The sequence below is a fragment of the Brasilonema octagenarum UFV-OR1 genome, from assembly GCF_963888615.1.
In the GTDB taxonomy this organism is placed as follows: Bacteria; Cyanobacteriota; Cyanobacteriia; order Cyanobacteriales; family Nostocaceae; genus Brasilonema; species Brasilonema sennae.
Genome location: NZ_CAWPKW010000168.1, coordinates 40669 through 58214, shown reverse-complemented (window position 1 = coordinate 58214; position 17546 = coordinate 40669). Strand labels below are relative to the sequence as shown.

The window sequence follows — 17546 nt, the reverse complement described above, 5'->3', positions numbered from 1 at the left end:
TGACTGATGGCTGATCGTCACCTACGGAGGGAAAACGCCAGGTGCTTCAACGGGGGGAACCCCACGCCAGACGCATCAAGTCGGGAAACCCTTTCGGCAGTCGCTCATGGGGGAAACCACGCCAGATTCCTAGGTCGGGAAACCCTCATCAAGAACTGGCTCCCCAAGACCCTTCGGGAACGCCCGTCACCTAGGTCGGGAAACCCTCCTGCGCCGTGCTGGCTCACTAACGACTAATGATTATAAATGGATTTACTGCGATCGCTGCCAATTGGGCTTTACTTAGAACAACCTCAAACTTGGTTACATAAACTCGATCCACGAGTCAAGCTAATCTGGTTGATGAGCTTTCTCACAACTTACATTCTTGCCAATAACTTATGGCGCGTGCTGTTGGTGGTACTGTTGATTGTTGCTACTTTAATAGCAAGAATCCCCCGAAGAGTTTGGCAGCAGCAAATGGGCTGGCTGTTGACATTCTGCTTTTTTATTTTAATCGTTATAGCTATCACTCCTGATGGACTTGGGATCAAGTATCAACCGCGCCTGCCGACTAACCAACAAGTTTTAACAGAACAATCAGCTTCGAGTCAGTCTACTCCAGCACCAATGTCCGCCAATAAGCAGCAAGATTATAAGTATCTGCTGTTTGACAAAGGTCCAGTTAAGGTCACTCGGCGTTCATGGGATTTGGCAATCAGTGTGAGTACGATGTGGTTTACCCTTATTTACAGTTGCAATCTGTATCTGTTGACAACTGCAACAGAGGAAATCACTGCTGCTATAGAAAGCTTAATGCAACCCTTGCGACGCTTGAAGTTACCTGTGACTGAAATAACTTTGACTTTAACTTTATCTTTGCGATTTATTCCCCTCGTTTTAGAAGAAATCCAGAATTTAATTCGTTCTGTCATGACGAGGGCTATTAATTGGAAAAAGTTAGGATTGAAAGGAGCTGTTAAAGTTTGGATGTTAGTAGCAGAACGGCTGTTGGAAAATTTGCTACTCAGGGCAGAGCAAATGGCGAGTGCTATGACGGTGCGGGGGTTTACGAGTCCTAGTGAACATCGTGTGCAATGGCATTATTTACGATTGAGAAGAGGTGATTGGTTGGCGATCGCAATTTTAATTTTATTCTGGGGACTGCGTTTAGCAATAGGAACCGAAGTTTAAAAAATATGCTTATTAAAGGCAACAACAATTAGTTTCTTAACTTTAACGGATAGCAACCAACCCAGTCTGCTCAATGATTCCCTGACCTTCTTTAGACAGCAACATACTAGCATAGGCAATTCCAGCCTTCTCATCGACTGAGTCATCGCGGCGGATGACTATAAAAAAGCGGCGAGTCATTGGGTAAGTGCCATCTTGAAACGCTTGTCGATTGACTTGCTTATTATTTGTAAAAGGTTGCACATAGTGCTTGGTGTTAGTTTTGGCGATCGCAATGGAACGGATTGTCTTCTGATTTAATATAAGTGGAGCCGAAGCATAAGAAATCCCCCCTGGCGTCGCGGCAACCTTACGAATAGCGGAGGTGAAATCGCGGACAACCTTCACATTGGAACCGATGTCGTCGCCATCACTGCCCAGCAGTAACTTGAGTGCGCTGGTAATTTTGGGATCCAAACCGACAGGTACAATTGGTATATTTGGTCCCCCTACCTGCTGCCAATTGGTCACCTGCCCCCTAAAAATCGCCTGGAGTTGGTCTACGGAAAGTCCAGGAATCGTCAGGCTTGGATGAGTATAGAAGACAACCCCGTCAATAGCTATTGGCACCTGTTCTAAGGAAAAACCCCTAGCTCTCGCTTTATTATAGTCATCGTCTTCAAGGGTGCGAGCACTTTGAGCAAAAGTCAGTTCACCCTTGATCAGCATTTCGATACCCGTACTGGAACCAGGATTACCACTAGGGGGTTCAGTGTAGCGTAGGCGAAATTCTGGGTGAGTTCGGTTGATAGCATCTTTCATATTATCGGAATTGACAGGTGCAAAGGCAGGAGCACCACCGTAGTTGAACAAACCCTGTGGCACATTTTGCACTTCACGCATTGAACGCAGTTGCAAATTAGAAACGCGACTGAGATCTGTTGGTGTCACCAGCGACAGTAAAATCGGCTGATATTTCCAGAAAACATAGATGAGTCCTACAGTAATGGCAACAAGTGCCGGAACTAGAAACTTCACGCGGTTTGGAATAGCTTGCCAGTTTTGTTTAACAAAAGTCAGTCTGCCAATATTAGAGGGTTGGGTAGCTTGCTGGGAAGAATTTTTTGGGTGCTGTGAGTATTTCTTTGAAAGATTGTTGCTAGAGACAATGGGGTTTAAAACTTGTAAAACCTCCTGTGCTGATTGAAAACGTGAGCTAGGTCTTAGTGCCAACATTCGACTAAGAGTTTTTATCAACAGTGGGTTTAACCTCAGTTCATTCTCCCAAAACCACTGCAGCGTATGTGGATCTAGCAACTGCTGGGGTTTTTTCCCTGTCATAAGCACCAGAACTGAGACTGCTAGAGCGTACAAATCGCTATGAGGAGCTACTAATCCAAGGCGGAGTTGTTCATCTGGGGCATAACCTACTTTACCCACACAAGTCAACGAAGTCATCATATTTTGTCCTGAACCTGTTAGTGTGCTGACTTCGAGTGCTACTTGTTTAACTCCCCCCATGTCAATCAAGACAGGAAGATGGTCATGTGCACGGAGTATGATGTTGTCAGGTGAGATATCTCGATGAACGACTCCTCGATTATGAAGATAAGTGAGAATTGGTAACAGATTTTGAAGGAGTTCTAAAATTTCTGTGTCACTAAAGCATTGACCTTGCTGTAAGCGTTGCTCAAGTAGCTCCTTATAGGTTCGTCCCTCGATATAATCCACAACTATAAAAATCTGTTTCTCTTGCCGAAATATCTCCCAGAATCGAGGAATCTGTGGATGCTCAAGCTGGTGAAGAGTTGCGGCTTCTCGTTGAAACAATTCCTCTGCTTTTTTGAGGGTAGCAGTGTTCTTCATTACAGGCATAAACTCTTTGATGACACATTTCTCACGAAACCGCCCCGTGTCTTCTGCTAGGTAAGTTCTCCCGAATCCTCCTTGACCGAGTTGTTGCTGGATGATGTAGCGTTCACGGAGGAATGTCCCAGGTTGCAACGGTTCATCCTCATTTTCTATTGGTGAGGTTGCACTTACTGCCTGGGATTGTACTATCACCACAGAATCACCACAGTGGTTACAGAATTTTGACCCTGCTGAAACTAGATGTCCATTTCTACACACTATATTCATAGTCGTTTCCTTTAGTCCTATTCGTGATTGAATAGGGGTAGGAAATTAAAATTATGCCAAAACGAGGAAGTGAATTATCCTTCAATCCACTTGATAACTTCTTTATATAGCGATGTGTAATTAGAGTATAAGCTACTCCTGATATCAGTTTGTCATTATTGTTATTTGTTGGCTACTTGGTATTATCTGGTCTTATGGCTTCAACATAAACTTCTCTAAAATTCTGAGCGACTTTACTCCAAGTGTATCTTGATAAAACTTTCTGACGACCAGCATTACCCAAAGTTGTTGCCCAAGAAGAGTTTTTTAAAAACTCTATAATTGCTTCTGCTAGCATTTCTTGATTCTTATAATCTACCAAAAGCCCATCTATTCCCTCGTCTATTACCCAAGGTATTGCTCCAGCACGACAACCAATCACAGGTTTACTCGCAGCCCAAGCTTCTAGAAATGCAATTCCAAAAGACTCAAAACCAGAAGGATAAGCAAACACATCTACAGCATAAAATAAGAGGGGTTTTTCCTCATTAGAAAAGTTATAGTAAAGCTTGACTTGCTTTTGATATGACTCTGGTAATTGATGGATAATATTTTCTACTTTCTCTGCAAACATTGTCCTTGCTCCTGCTAGTAGAAGCTGCACATCAGGGAAAAATTTCCAAACAAGTGTCATCGCTTGTACAAGAGTATCTACTCCTTTGTGTCCTCCAAATTGTCCAATAAAACCTACGACTGGTTGCTCTTTGAAACCGAAATGGTTTTTGGCTTGAGTTGAGGAAATTTGTGCAAAGGGTTCTGGATCAACTCCTACTCCTACGACAGCTACACGTTCAGGTGAAACTCCTTGTTGGATAACGTAATCTGCTTCGTATTTTGTATTAGATAAATAATAAGTAGATTGCTGAATAGCACTATAAATTCTAGAGCGTTGAAATGCCCAATCATCCTGCGGATGTATTCCTCCATGAAGGACACACGGTCTTCCAGACTCCCTAGCACCGTTAAGCGCTGCGTACATGTGTAACAATGGAAAAGATGAAGCAGCAATAATATCAGCGGAATATTCTTGGATAGCTTTTTTTAAGCCAGGAATGATTGGTCCTCCTGCTATTGTTCTTAAATGCTGGTTGAATGGTAAACGCAGACGATAAGCAACTTTTTGAGGAAATCGAACCATTTGACTCATTCGGCTATTGACTGGAAAACGGCGCACTTTGACACCATTTATTTCCTCGTCACCTGGTTGCAAGCGTGGTAGTTTTGGATTAAAAAAACCTTCTCCATTGAAGCAATTTGTGGTGAAGACTGTGACTTCATCGCCAAATTGTCGAACTAATTCTTCGGAAACACGTTGGATGAGTAATTCTGTACCCCCAATTGCTGGGGTATAACCTTGAGTAACGTGCAGAATTTTCATAATTTGAACGAACCGCCAAGTCGCCAAGGACGCCAAGATAAGAGAGAAAAGTAGAGATATGTCAAGTTAGTAGTTTCTATTGACTTTTACATTTTGGAATTTTGAATTTTGAGAGAAGTTTGAGCGCAGGTTTCCTTGGATCAAGTCTTCGGTGATTTTGAATTGCTTAGTCGCCGCCGAAACTTTTTCCCAATACGTTGCAGAAGTTCGCGACTTCCCTCAGTACGCCAAATTTCAATGACTCGCGCTAATTTACCACGTTTTACTACGGTCGGTGTGACGAGTTTACGTATTTGTCGGTCAGGTGCGTACTCTGGTTGTAAACAGTAGCGGCGGAGAGGTTCGACGACTTGTGACCAATTTAAGGAGTCGCGTAAGGGTTCAAATGCTGAAGCCCAAGATGATTTGGGGCGTTCTAAGATTTGTGCGATCGCCACTCTCACTGCTTCTACATCCAATGGTGGTACAGCTTTACCAACTCCATACTCTTTTACCCATTCACTGGTGACATCTCCCTCACTCACAAGTACAGGTAAACGCGCCCAAAGATAATCTAGTACTCGTGTGCGAATCGAATAACGAGTTTCGATGTGTGGCGGATGAAGAGTGACACCAATATCGGCTTCACACAACAGCGCTTCTCTTTCTTCGTATGGTATCCACTCGTAAAAGAAAATGGTACGGTCTTTTTCGCCAATTTCAGCAGCAAGCACTTGAACTTGTTCCGCCATTTTATGTGGAAGAACCTGAGGGTTGGGATGACGGGTTCCTAAAAAGACGAGTCGTGCTTGTGGGTATTCAGCGATGACACCAGTCCAAGCTTTTACCAGAGTTAAGGGGTCGAGCCAGTCCCAAATACCGCCACCCCATAATACAATACGAGCATCTTCTGGAAATCCAGGATGTATACCGCGCAATGTAGGATTTGGACGGGGTTCTCGGTTTAGAAAGCCGATTCCGACAACGTCAATTAAAGAACGTAGACTGGTATCTTTGGCAAAGTTGCGGGGGTTAATGCGTCCATTGGAAGCGAGTAAACCGATCCAGAAATCTCGTTGGCGATCGCTTCCACAAATAAAAAAATCACCTAAACGAGCTAAGCTGTTGGTAACATCTACTGCGCGGTTGTTTAAGCTTTCCTGTGCTGGGAGTGGCTTGTTGAGGTGGTAATGTAAATTTTCTAAAAGAAAAGGATCGTAAAGGTCAACGATGATGCGTTTTTGTGTCTGGTGCAAGAAGGCAAATTTTTCTACCATGTAACCAGACACCAAGGTAATGTCACTGTTTTCTACCAGGACTTGTAAACTTTTCGGGCGTTCATCCCAGTAACGTACTAGTTTTATATTGGGAACTTGGAGAGTCGTTTCCGAGGGAATGGCAAGGGTGACATCCAAATCCTGACTAAGAACACGCGCTAATTCCAAGTAACGCATCCCTGGACCTGCCATTTTAGCATCTACCACATCATTACTAACAATTAGTAAGTGTGGACGAGGTTTTATGTTTTGTAATTCAGGCATTAATTGAATTTTGATTGTAATATCCCTTTTAGCTTAAACCACCGATTTCTCAGTTGCCAAAAATTGCTTCTTTCCATGTAGTCAACTAAAGCTTTTAATCGTTCTATTTCTGCATCTTTGTGTTTGAAATCTGTATGGGATTGAGGAGTTTCTATCAAATTATTACTTCTCTGGATTATATATTCCAATCGATTTTTCATCTTTTGACCAATCACTTTTGGGCTGAAGTAAAACCTCATGTGTTCAGCTGCTTTTGCACCTATCTGCTTCGCTTCTTCATAATTTTTAAAAACATATTGCATGAGATATGCTGCATGGTCAACATCTGGTTCTGCCCATGTACTTCCCTTCTTGTAATGTCCATAATCTTCTGTTAAGGTAGTTAAAGAATACTTGACAGGAAAACTATTAGTAACATTCATAAAGTCAGTGTTCCCTGAGTAGGCAGTGGCTATAACTGGTTTTCCATAGAACATAGCCTCAGCAATAGTTAAGCCAAACCCTTCAGAACGATGTAAAGATACATAGCAATCAGAATGAAAAATCAGAGCATTTACATCATTTTTGAGCAAATATTTATCAATAAATTTTATATTTTTAAAATTTCGCGCTAAATCTTTTAACTGTTTATATTTATCAGGGAACTTCTGAGCATTAGAACATTTTATAACGAGCAATACTTGCTCATCTTTATCAAAGGCTCGTTGAAAAGCTTCAATCACTGCTATAGGATTTTTGCGTTCAAATACGCTGTAAAAATCAAATATAAAGAGAAAAATAAACTTATTATCTGGTAGCCCCAGTGATTGTTTACTTGCTGTAGGTTGTGGTAACCAGATACTGTGCATAACTTTAAGGACTGGGACAGGTGATAGTGGTGCGTTTTGCCCTTGACAGTAAGCTTCGCTTATCGCCTCCACACTGTAACTACTGGGAGTCCATATTTCATCAAAAAGATTGAATGCTTTTAGCCATTCTTTGGGAAAATCAGGAAGTTCACATACCCAGTACCCAATATTATACTTATTTTCAAAATATTCAGGTTTAGCGGAACTGATAAAAGTACTTATCATATCTGCATTTATCTGAATAATATTAATTGGATAAGGATTATCGTCCGAGAAATTGGTGTAAGTAGAATCGAACTTTCTATGAATTGTATTGAAAGTACAATTATTAATGACGAAAGGAATACTAACAGCCTCAAGCGATCTAATAGTTGAACGTACTCCTTCGCCTAAACCAAATTCACTGTTTACATAACCTGCGATGTTAACACCTAAAGTTACACTTGTGATCAAAGATAAAGTTTCAGCTTCTGAATGCATGTTCTTTTTGGTTATTTTATTTACTTGTGCCAAATTACTAATATCACTCCACAAATAATGAAGCTCAAGCCTACTAGACGTATGAGGGGAATAGATTCTTTAAAAATGAAATAACCCAGTAAAACTGAGAACACATAAACGAGAGAGACAGATGGACCTGCAATGCTCAGATTTACTTTAGTTAAAAGTAGAATGTAAGCTATAGCACCTAAACCATAGCAGCTTAGTCCAATTAGTAGTTCAGGCGTTGTAGCGATGTTAAGAATTTGACCAATTGTGTTTGCTGGATTCAAGCTTGCCAATTTAAGCGCGCCAAGCTTTAAAAAAAACTGGCCTCCTACACTAGCCATAACAGACATTAGCAGTAAAAAAAATTCTTGTAACCTCATGAAATTTCCTCACACTCGCTTAGTAGTTTTTTGAGTCACACGTCCATCTTTTATTAAGAATCTGAAGTAATCGTCAAGTCAAACTTGGGAGACTGTGCTTGTTGGTCGCTAAACCAAGCAACAAACTCTTGCACCATTGTTAAAATTAGACTGTATTTTCCTGGTTGAGTAGGTGTTTTGATCACTGCATTAATTGCTGCTGACTCTCCAGGAGATAAATCAAAAGGAAGGGGTGTGCGATCGCCATCTCCATCAAAGACCACGAATTTACCGTCTGAGTCCAGCCAACGATAACTAAAGTTTGTACGATTTTTACCCTTGGCAACCCATATAAAGTTACTGGTATTTTTTATAATAACTGGGATTTTAATGGATAAATCTCTTTTTAAGATTTTAGGAATTTCATATGGTCTGATTTCTTGTAAAAAGGTTTTGGCTATGGGCAGTTGTATTTGATAAGAAGTCCAATTTCCTAAAGAACTAGTATTTTTCTGAACAGAGTCCATAGCAATTAACTTATCTTTTTGTATAGACTGCTGAGATATTATACATAGTCTTCCTTTTCTGCCTTCTCCTAACCAATTTATAACTTGATATGTATTCATTGAATGTTCATTATCACCATATTTTGGAGGTACATTTCCTGAGTAACCATTCACAACAGGTACATTAGCTTTAATACCAGCCCACATAGCAGATAACTGCGATGCCCAAGCTGGCTCTTCAGCTTTTAGAGTGACATAGGCTATGTCACAATTTTTCTCCATTAATGTCTGAATTTGTGTGACTTCTTTGATGTATTTTGTTTTTTCAAAACTAGGTGAAGTGAGTACAATTTGTTCTAATACACATCCAATACAAAGTAAACTTAACACTATCATCCGCAACCTTTTACTAGCTATTGTATGTAGCAAAGAGTTTAGGCATAGTGTCACAGCAACTAAAATGTAAAAATAAAACATTGTCCATATGCGAGTGACTCCCCTGATCACCGAAGCACCTGGTACAACTCCGTATACAATTCTCCAAATTGACCAACCATTTGGCAAACGTAGGGTAATAATAAAAATAGTAAGAGCAACAAGTAAGCAAGCTTTTATAAGTAAAGTGTTCTCGTGGTTGAATAAATTCTTGCGGTATAGAAGACTGTAAACAGATAGGGCAGTCAGTAAGATAACCAAGAACCCAAGAAACATATGATGTTCGTAAGCCACTGGTAACTCTTTAAAATTTCCTGAAAATACAGGCCACCAAAGACTGTTGGGTACTGGTAGAAACCAAGAGGCAAGCCTAGGCAACATATTCTCGGCTTCTGCATAGGCGCGATCGCCAAGTGTTTCCTTAACCTTTATATAGGTAATTAATAACGCAATCATGAATAACAGCCAAGTGGCAGCAATTAAAATAGTTGCTTTATAGTTATGCTTAATATATATAATCAACCTTTGCCGAATATCGAAATCTAATAAGTAAACTATCGAAGTAAAAATTATTAAGGTAAAGATTAAAAACCAGCCCAAGTAAATTCCTGCAAGAACTTGCAAGTAAACAAACAGTAATGCCCATGCGAGTGGTTTATTTCTTGGACGTTTGATGAAATTCCATGTAAATAAAAAAGCCAGAGGTGTAAAAAACTGAGGAAGTAACTGCTGATGAGTTATCTGAGCAATCCTTGGCATACCGAATGCAAAAAGAAAAGCACCAATTACAGTTAGCACATGGCTCACTTTGTAATGCCGCATCAATAAAGCAAAGCTGAAGAAGCATAGTATACAGACAACAATCATCCATAACTGATAGGACAATTCTGCAGAGAAAAATGCTCTTAATATAAAGTAGATTGGAGCTGAACCAAACAAGTTATCAGAAAAAGTTAAAATATTTTTAAAAGGATAAAAAAAAGCTGGTGAAAATAATTCACCGACATAACTTCTATTAAATAAATATTGATAAGAATGTTCTAGAAAGTAATGGTTTAATCGTGTATCTCCAGGGTCTGTTTGCATATAAGCAAAACTCGAAAGTATCGTAGGATGAAATACGTTAAAGACACCTATTAAACAAAATACTAAATATAGTATTGCCTGAGGTATTTTCAAGAAAATCATATTTTTTACAGATGTTTTTTATACTCAATCAATTTCTTGTCAAAATCCTAATGTAAGAGTATTTGGAACTACAGATGCATAACAGATGTAGACGCGTATCCCTCAAAGCACGCTTTACGACTCAGTGGCTTTCCGTAAGTCCTACGGACAGGGTACGCCAACACGTAGCGTCTCCGACAGGAGAAGGTTATACAGATAAATTATCTGTGTTTCTTTGTGGTTTCATATTCTAAAAATTGGGTTTTGCCAGAGACATCTACGAACTGTCACTCACAACCCAGAATGAAAGTAGACTTTCAAGATAGGTCTGATGACTAATTTTAATCAGCAAAATAGATTGTATTTTAAAATGCACCAAATAGCCCGGAATCCGTCTTTCCAACCTATTTTTTTACCTTCCTTATAAGTTCGACCATAATAAGATATGCCTACCTCATAAATGCGACATTCCATTTTCGCTACTTTTGCGGTAATTTCCGGTTCAAATCCAAACCGATTTTCTTCTATCTTTATAGATTGAATCACTTCCCGTCGAAACGCTTTATAGCAGGTTTCCATGTCTGTGAGATTAATGTTAGTGAGCATATTGGATAACATTGTTAAAAATCCATTCCCTAGTCTGTGCCAATAGTAAACAACTCTATGAGCTCTACCACTCTGAAAACGCGAGCCAAAGACAACATCTGCTTTGTTATCAAGAATCGGCTTAATCATAATAGGATATTCTTGAGGATCGTACTCTAAATCGGCGTCCTGAACAATTATGATATCCCCAGTCGCTCTAGCAAATCCAGTACGCAAAGCAGCACCTTTGCCCAGATTCTTCTTGTGATAGATAACTTGATCGACCTCAGCTTCCATCTTCTCTCTAAGGAAATCTCGTGTACCATCTGTTGAACAGTCATCAACTATAATAATTTCGCACTTTTCTATTGGAGATGCTTTGACTTCTCTAACAACTTGACTAATAGTTCCAAGTTCGTTATAGCAGGGTATAACAATAGATAGCTTCATAAACTATATAAATCCTCCACCTCACACCAGGTCAATTACTTTTAATTTTTTATAAACAAATTTTATAAGTCCATGTTAGGCAATTATTTATTGCCGCTCAGTAATTTAAGATCATAGTCAACCATTAACTCCACCAATTCTTTAAACGAGTACTGAGGTTGCAAAGCTAATTTAGTCTTAATTTTATCAATACAACCAACTAATTGTACTGCTTCATCAGGACGGTAGAACGCTGGATCAACTGAAACATAATCTTGCCAATTGAGTCCAATATAGTTGAAAGCACACTCAACCAATTCTCTGACTGAATGTGTTTCACCACTTGCAATGATGAAATCATCGGGTTGTTCTTGCTGCAACATCAGCCACATTGCGTAAACAGCATCTTTGGCGTAGCACCAATCACGACGAGCATCAAGGTTCCCCAATTTTAGTTCATTAGCTAGACCAAGTTTGATTTTGGCAGCTGCTTGAGTAATTTTCCGAAATACAAATTCGGTACCACGTCGTGGCGATTCATGGGTATAAGTGATACCACAGCAGGCGTAAAGGTTGTATTTTTGGCGATAATTGATGGTCATCCAATGAGCGTATGCTTTGGCGACACCATATGGGTTACGGGGACGAAAGGCGGTGCGTTCAGTTTGAGGTGATTCGTCAGGTTGACCAAAAACTTCGCTACTGGAGGCTTGGTAGAATTTAGCATCCGGTTTGCAGCGACGGATAGATTCTAGTAGGCGAGAGACACCAAGAGCGGTGTACTCTGCAGTAAGTGCTGGTTGTGTCCAGGAGAGGGGGACATAACTCTGGGAGGCGAGGTTGTAAATTTCGTCCGGTTGGGTTTCGGTGACGACATCCATTAGCGAACTTTGGTCCAGCAGATCGCCAGAGACAATTTGAATTTGGTTGAACAGATGGCTGACGCGTTCCAAGTTACTTGTGCTAGATCGACGGACTAAGCCAAAGACTTGGTAGCCTTTAGCTAGTAGTAGTTCGGCAAGATAAGAACCGTCTTGTCCAGTCAGTCCAGTAATAAAGGCTTTTTTAGTCATTCTTTACAATGTTTTTACAAAAAACGTTACTAACAAATGGTTTCAAATCAGAAAAATTTCTACTTATTTTACAATTTTGAAGTCCTGATAGGCGTTTGTTTTGCTAATTGCCAATGCAGCTAGCTTGTTAACTAAAGGTATGCATCTTTATGAAAGTCTAAGGTGAAGTTGAAGAAAATGACGAAGACAATGCAAATAAATTTACCTTAATTGTTTTTGCTTTGGCATCATCAGTTTCTTTTAATTCACAACTTTCTCGATTATGCCAGCATACAACTTAGCTGCAATTTGATATGAAGAATAGTTAGCTGCAAAAAAAGCTGCATTCTTCCCAAGCTGTTTTCGAGCGGCTGAATTACGCATCAACTCCTCTAAATAAGCGACTAATTGTGGAACTTCTAAATCATCTATATCTACTTTCCAACATACGGAATTTGGCAATTCTGCAAATTGCTGGTAATTACTAATAATGCAAGCTTTTCCATAGCTTAATACTGTCATTAAAGCAGCAGAAGACTCACCCATACTTGGGTATCTAAGATTGAGAACAACATCGCTCATCCGGATGCAGCTCTCAAAATCTTCATCATTTAAATAACCACTGATGGTCACGTTTTTTGAAAGACCCAATGACTGAATTGTCTCTTCTATTTTCAGTGATGAATCTATCAAATCACCGCCGATCAGATACTGAACAGGATAGCCTTTATCAATCAGTATCTTAATAGCTTCTAAAATGGTGGGTATGCGTTTAAGTTTGTTAACAAAACCAAAAGTAGATATTATAAATTTATTAGCATCAATGCCAAAACGTCTTTTTAGCGCAAGTCTATCATCTCCCGTATCCAAGACTGTATTAACAACAGAACCAAGAGGAACGACTGAAACATCACCTATTTCTTGCAGTTGGTCTTTTACCCAGCGACTATGAACAATAGCACCAAGACTACGTTTTACTAGAGCATGAGACATGGGAAATTTCCATATTTCTGGGTACTCACATCTACATTTCACTGCTTCATAACTAGATTTTCCTTGCTCACCATATGCCTCAGTTAGAGCTTCTGCATATAAAGACTCTTTATCTGTTCCTAAAAATGAATCTGCTAAAAATGGATGAATATTAAACTCATGGAGTACAACAATACCGGGATACTGCCACGCCATTTGGTAAATTGCTTTATGAAATTTACTATTGTTACCAATATGGTAAATAATGGAATCATAATTTTTTATATCTTTGGGCAGTGTCGAAAGACTCTTCATTGATAATTCAAAAATATCGGCACTACACTCTTTTGGATTCTCTACATACAGAGTAATATCTACATACTCTTTTAGATGGCGCACAATCTCATAACTATAGTTTGCAATACCTGAGCGTTGAGGAAGCCAAGGTGATACATAAGCAATTTTTGGGCGCTGTAACTTTCCTGTTTTCTTTGTCTCTAATAAACTATTAGTAAATAATTTGAAGTAGCTGGCAGCAGTTTTAGCCCAAGTAAATTCTTTAGCACGTTTGATAAACTCTTCTCGCTTGCTTTGATTATTTGCACAATCGCGAAGAGCTGCTTTTAAAGCAAAAGCCATGTCCTTGGGCTCATCAAGTGAACAGTAGTAGGCTAGATCTCCGATAATTTCTGGAATAGATGAAACCTTAGTAGTAACTACTGGTAATCCGCATGCTAATGCTTCTAGTATAGGTAATCCAAAACCTTCATAGCGTGAAGGAAAGAAAAAAACACTAGCTCCTTGATAAAGAGCAACTAGCTCCTCTTCTTCGATGTAACCTGTCAGCACAAGTTTATCTAAAACACCAAGTTTAGCTGCTAGTCTTTCATAATTTTCCTTCTCTTCATTACTATAAGCACAAACTACATAAAATTTAAGATTGGCGAATTCTTGATAATTATCTTTAATTAAATACGAAAAGGCTTCGAGTGCGGCATTCATATTTTTTCTGGGATCGAAGCCACCTGTCAATAAAATATAAGGCTCTTTAGATTTCTTTATAGGCGAAATATATGACCAGAACTTAGTGTGATCTACTGCTAAATGTATTGCTATTGATTTACTCCCAACACGAGGGTCTATTTTTTCAAAATCACTTTTTGCGCTTTCTGAAATAAAAATTAATTTATCTGCCCACCTAGGGAGTGTTTCAATACGCTGTTTATACTCTGCTTTAATGTGTTCTGGCCATTTGGCAATGTAATAATCGGGCATTACCAGTGGTATGAGATCAGATATTGTTGCAAAAATCGTTACCCCATGTAAATGAATTGGCAAAACAACATTGATCATTAACGGATTAGGAACCCAGTAAGCATCTATTTTGAATTCTGTTACTACTTTGTTCAGAAGTTCACTGTAGTGGTTTGTCTGTTCTGTGTAATTATCTCGATTTAAAGCTTCGCTGACATTAATAGGAATCAGTCGTCTTTGTACTCTTGAACTAAAATGACCCATATCTGAACTATTACGGACAGTAATATACCATTCTTTGGTAATATCATTCAGCACTAACTCTTCACAAATTCGCTTAAAAACGACACCAATCCCACGATTTATTTCTGGTGTCGATAGTGTTTGACCGTCAATTAAAAACTTCATCCTTGATAAGCACCTCTGAAAAATTGGTTGATGACACAATCCCAAGAATACTTAGACTGCACGTATCTTTTCCCTGACCTTGCAAGCATTTTACCTTTATCTTGGCTACTTAAAATTTCTAATGCAGCCTCAAATTCTTCGCTTGACGAAACTGGGATACCCCCTTGACTTTTTTTACAATGTGCAGTTGTAACTTCACCATTTCTATGAACAATAACTGGTATCCCACATAACCAGGCTTCCATAAGTACTAGTGAGAAGCTTTCATTGTGGGAAAGATTGATTAATCCTAATGCCTGGGAAATAATTAAATATTTATCTTCTTCTGGTACAAACCCTAAATCTAAAAACCCTTTGTTTGTTGGGACGAGGTTTGCATCACCCCCACCTAAGAAAACAAGGGTGGCGTCACCACCATGTGACTGATAATCTTTAAAATAATCTATTAACGTCAGAATATTCTTACCAATATCTTTTCGCCCAACATATACAAAAAATTTTTCAGGTAGGTTACAACGCACTTTAATCTCTTCTAGAAGAGAAGAATTTGACTTTTGAAGTTTCTCAATATCAATCGGTAATTCGACACCTACCCCAATCACAGGACTTTCTATAAGTCTACGACCAATACTATGTCCATAATGTTTTATTGCTAGTGTTTTTTCTTCTTCTGTTAAAAAGAATATATGACGACTACGCTCCAGCATCTGGGCTGTAGTTATCCATTTAAACTGAGGCTCATCATGAAAACAAGGCATGATGCTGGCTCTACCTTCTAGTGATTGAATCAGGGAATAAATCAACCCTTGTGTGTAGGGCATACCAATCACTAAATGTCCATCTGTATTAGCTTGAGCGTAATCAACTAGAGCTTGACTATTTATACTATTTTCAAGAAACTGATGTTGAAATTTTTCATCTACCTCCATATTATGGATAATTCTATAGTTCACCTCATGATAAAGATTTTCACCCTCTTGTTTGACAGGAAACCGACGTACTATAACACCATTAATCTTTTCAACACCAGGAGGAAGAGTATTTTGCCACCAATTATCAAAAGGAGAACGACAACAAGTGGTGAGAACTTGGACATCGAAACCCCGCTTGCTTAATTGTTCTGCTAAGGTTCTGGCGGCGACTTCTGCTCCTCCTGCAAAAGTGCCGTACCAAGGAGTTACAAATGTAATTGAAATATGATTCATTGAGCTTTCTTTGCTATAACTGCAAAATCCGGCGGTGCATAAAAGTTGAACTTAGCAAGTTCAATTAGGGGATTGACGTGAGATGCTATTGGGTTATCTGCTTCAATTAACTGTAGTGGATCTTCGAGCCGATTTTCTCTTAAACGTAGTAATTTCACATCCAAAAATCCAAGTTGCTCAAAGAAAAATTTAACCGTTGGTGGAAATAGTGGGTGAAGGTGAGTAGGATCTGAGTAAAAATTACAAGCGCCTACAATGATGTTTTCTGGGTTTGGAGTCTCAAAGATAGCGATACCACCACTATGAAGTACCCTTCTTGTTTCATCTATCAACTTCATTAATATAGGAAATGATAGATGCTCAATAATATGAAACCCGCTGACTGCACCTAAGCTTGCATCTGGCAAAGACTGCAAATATGCAATGACATCTGATTCTATCACCTCTAGTCCCTTTTCTTTGCACTGCTCCAGCATCACTCTATTGATATCTATACCCCTTGCTTTGTATCCAGACTCACGCAGCAACTCCAACCATTCACCGCGTCCACAGCCCACGTCTAGAATAGGTAACTCCGGTGTACCAACCTTTGCTTCTTGAATGATAGGTAAGTAAGTTTTTAACTTATTAAGGATAACTTCACGACTACCTCGAAATTGATCTTCAAAAGCCACGTAGAAAGCATCTAGTGAATGTTGTTCTTCTTTCGCAAAGGTTTGCAATTGTTCTTGGCTAAAAGGTTCTGGTAACCGCCGTCGTGCTTCTTCCAAAAACATAGTTATTAGGCGCTTTTGCTGTACTAGGTCATTTTTGAGGTAGTTATCATTTCTTAAATCACGCTCATCCAAGTTTTGCACGCGAACATTCACTGCACCTAAGCGTTCATTCATTGCTTCTAGGCGAGTATCCACACTCTCCAAATGCTCATCTACTGTATTAATATGAGCATCCACAGTCTTTAGATGATCATTTATCAGTTGTTTGCGGCTGTTCATAGTCTCTAAGTACTCTTGTAGATGACTCATACAACTATCTACGTGATCTAGGTTGTTATCTATCTCTGAAACACGGTTATATACAGCACCCAAATGCTCATCCATTCCTTGTATGCTAGTATCTACAGCGCTGAAGCGTTTATCCATTCCTTGTATGCTAGTATCTACAGCATTCAAGCGCTCATCCATCTGCGCTTTTAAACTGGCTATTTCTTCTATAAGCTGTCGATTAAGCCCTACAGATTCTTTCAAAGCACGAATCAAGTTAAAGTTGACTTCCCGTTGATCTTTAAATATATAACTCAGTATTTTTAAAGCAATTTTTTGGAAATTTTTAATAATACTTAAATTAAAGGGAAATTTATTAAAGTTATCCGGCCATTTCGTGCGGGTAATCGATCTAGATTCTGCATTTCTCAGTAAAGCATCAATATGATAGAAAATATGGTTAAATGTTGCTGTTGAGTTGGAGATTATTGACTTGGATGTTGGATTTTCTGGCTGAACTTGACCATGACGCTTAGCAACATCTTCCCTAATTCTCTGCATTAATTCATCAACGTTAATTTCAGGATTATTGATATTAATCATTTTCTTTGCCTACTTCTCTTTAT

Annotated in this window: 13 protein-coding genes; 2 read left to right on the top strand and 11 right to left on the bottom strand. The window is 39.2% G+C overall.

The window, feature by feature from the left end:
• Positions 1–41 precede the first annotated feature (41 nt).
• Both AC5590_RS11690 and AC5590_RS11685 read left to right on the top strand, forming a co-directional pair.
• A complete protein-coding gene (locus AC5590_RS11690; RefSeq protein WP_169263960.1) occupies positions 42–194 on the top strand; it encodes a hypothetical protein in 153 nt (50 codons plus the stop codon).
• A gap of 52 nt (positions 195–246) precedes the next feature.
• Positions 247–1173, top strand: a complete 927-nt coding sequence (locus AC5590_RS11685; RefSeq protein ID WP_169263959.1) for an energy-coupling factor transporter transmembrane component T family protein — start codon at positions 247–249, stop codon at positions 1171–1173.
• Between the two features lie 42 nt (positions 1174–1215).
• Here AC5590_RS11685 and AC5590_RS11680 read toward each other — a convergent pair whose 3' ends face one another.
• From AC5590_RS11680 to AC5590_RS11630, 11 genes are all read right to left on the bottom strand, one after another.
• Positions 1216–3291 carry a serine/threonine-protein kinase gene (locus AC5590_RS11680; protein WP_169263958.1) on the bottom strand — a complete coding sequence of 692 codons (2076 nt, stop codon included), beginning with the start codon at positions 3289–3291 and terminating at the stop codon, positions 1216–1218.
• 172 nt (positions 3292–3463) lie between these two features.
• The gene (locus tag AC5590_RS11675; RefSeq protein WP_169263957.1) at positions 3464–4708 is read right to left on the bottom strand and encodes a glycosyltransferase family 4 protein; all 1245 of its coding nucleotides are present in this window, start codon (positions 4706–4708) and stop codon (positions 3464–3466) included.
• Positions 4709–4848: 140 nt separating this feature from the next.
• Positions 4849–6228: a glycosyltransferase family protein gene (locus AC5590_RS11670; protein WP_169263956.1), complete on the bottom strand. Its 1380-nt coding sequence runs from the start codon at positions 6226–6228 to the stop codon at positions 4849–4851.
• Complete coding sequence (locus AC5590_RS11665) at positions 6228–7556, bottom strand: glycosyltransferase (RefSeq protein ID WP_169263978.1); 1329 nt, start codon at positions 7554–7556, stop codon at positions 6228–6230. The genes AC5590_RS11670 and AC5590_RS11665 overlap by 1 nt, the downstream gene beginning before the upstream one ends.
• A gap of 20 nt (positions 7557–7576) precedes the next feature.
• Complete coding sequence (locus tag AC5590_RS11660; protein ID WP_171975194.1) at positions 7577–7945, bottom strand: EamA family transporter; 369 nt, start codon at positions 7943–7945, stop codon at positions 7577–7579.
• Between the two features lie 53 nt (positions 7946–7998).
• A complete protein-coding gene (locus AC5590_RS11655) occupies positions 7999–9951 on the bottom strand; it encodes a hypothetical protein (RefSeq protein ID WP_169263955.1) in 1953 nt (650 codons plus the stop codon).
• A 426-nt stretch (positions 9952–10377) separates the two neighbouring features.
• Positions 10378–11067 carry a glycosyltransferase family 2 protein gene (locus tag AC5590_RS11650; RefSeq protein WP_169263954.1) on the bottom strand — a complete coding sequence of 230 codons (690 nt, stop codon included), beginning with the start codon at positions 11065–11067 and terminating at the stop codon, positions 10378–10380.
• 83 nt (positions 11068–11150) lie between these two features.
• Positions 11151–12119, bottom strand: coding sequence for a GDP-mannose 4,6-dehydratase (locus AC5590_RS11645; protein WP_169263953.1), 969 nt, complete (start codon positions 12117–12119; stop codon positions 11151–11153).
• Positions 12120–12359: 240 nt separating this feature from the next.
• Positions 12360–14732 (bottom strand): glycosyltransferase, encoded by a 2373-nt coding sequence (locus AC5590_RS11640; protein ID WP_169263952.1) that lies wholly within the window; start codon positions 14730–14732, stop codon positions 12360–12362.
• Positions 14729–15937 carry a glycosyltransferase family 4 protein gene (locus tag AC5590_RS11635; RefSeq protein ID WP_169263951.1) on the bottom strand — a complete coding sequence of 403 codons (1209 nt, stop codon included), beginning with the start codon at positions 15935–15937 and terminating at the stop codon, positions 14729–14731. Before AC5590_RS11635 ends, AC5590_RS11640 begins: the two co-directional genes overlap by 4 nt.
• A complete protein-coding gene (locus AC5590_RS11630; protein WP_169263950.1) occupies positions 15934–17523 on the bottom strand; it encodes a class I SAM-dependent methyltransferase in 1590 nt (529 codons plus the stop codon). Before AC5590_RS11630 ends, AC5590_RS11635 begins: the two co-directional genes overlap by 4 nt.
• Between the last annotated feature and the right edge of the window lie 23 nt (positions 17524–17546).

Bases quoted from the DNA above. Each gene is read 5' to 3' on its own strand.
- AC5590_RS11660 (WP_171975194.1), bottom strand. From the start codon at position 7,945: ATGAGGTTACAAGAATTTTTTTTACTGCTAATGTCTGTTATGGCTAGT.
- AC5590_RS11665 (WP_169263978.1), bottom strand. From the start codon at position 7,556: ATGCATTCAGAAGCTGAAACTTTATCTTTGATCACAAGTGTAACTTTA.
- AC5590_RS11675 (WP_169263957.1), bottom strand. From the start codon at position 4,708: ATGAAAATTCTGCACGTTACTCAAGGTTATACCCCAGCAATTGGGGGT.
- AC5590_RS11685 (WP_169263959.1), top strand. From the start codon at position 247: ATGGATTTACTGCGATCGCTGCCAATTGGGCTTTACTTAGAACAACCT.
- AC5590_RS11635 (WP_169263951.1), bottom strand. From the start codon at position 15,937: ATGAATCATATTTCAATTACATTTGTAACTCCTTGGTACGGCACTTTT.
- AC5590_RS11645 (WP_169263953.1), bottom strand. From the start codon at position 12,119: ATGACTAAAAAAGCCTTTATTACTGGACTGACTGGACAAGACGGTTCT.
- AC5590_RS11680 (WP_169263958.1), bottom strand. From the start codon at position 3,291: ATGAATATAGTGTGTAGAAATGGACATCTAGTTTCAGCAGGGTCAAAA.
- AC5590_RS11650 (WP_169263954.1), bottom strand. From the start codon at position 11,067: ATGAAGCTATCTATTGTTATACCCTGCTATAACGAACTTGGAACTATT.
- AC5590_RS11655 (WP_169263955.1), bottom strand. From the start codon at position 9,951: ATGCAAACAGACCCTGGAGATACACGATTAAACCATTACTTTCTAGAA.
- AC5590_RS11640 (WP_169263952.1), bottom strand. From the start codon at position 14,732: ATGAAGTTTTTAATTGACGGTCAAACACTATCGACACCAGAAATAAAT.
- AC5590_RS11670 (WP_169263956.1), bottom strand. From the start codon at position 6,228: ATGCCTGAATTACAAAACATAAAACCTCGTCCACACTTACTAATTGTT.
- AC5590_RS11630 (WP_169263950.1), bottom strand. From the start codon at position 17,523: ATGATTAATATCAATAATCCTGAAATTAACGTTGATGAATTAATGCAG.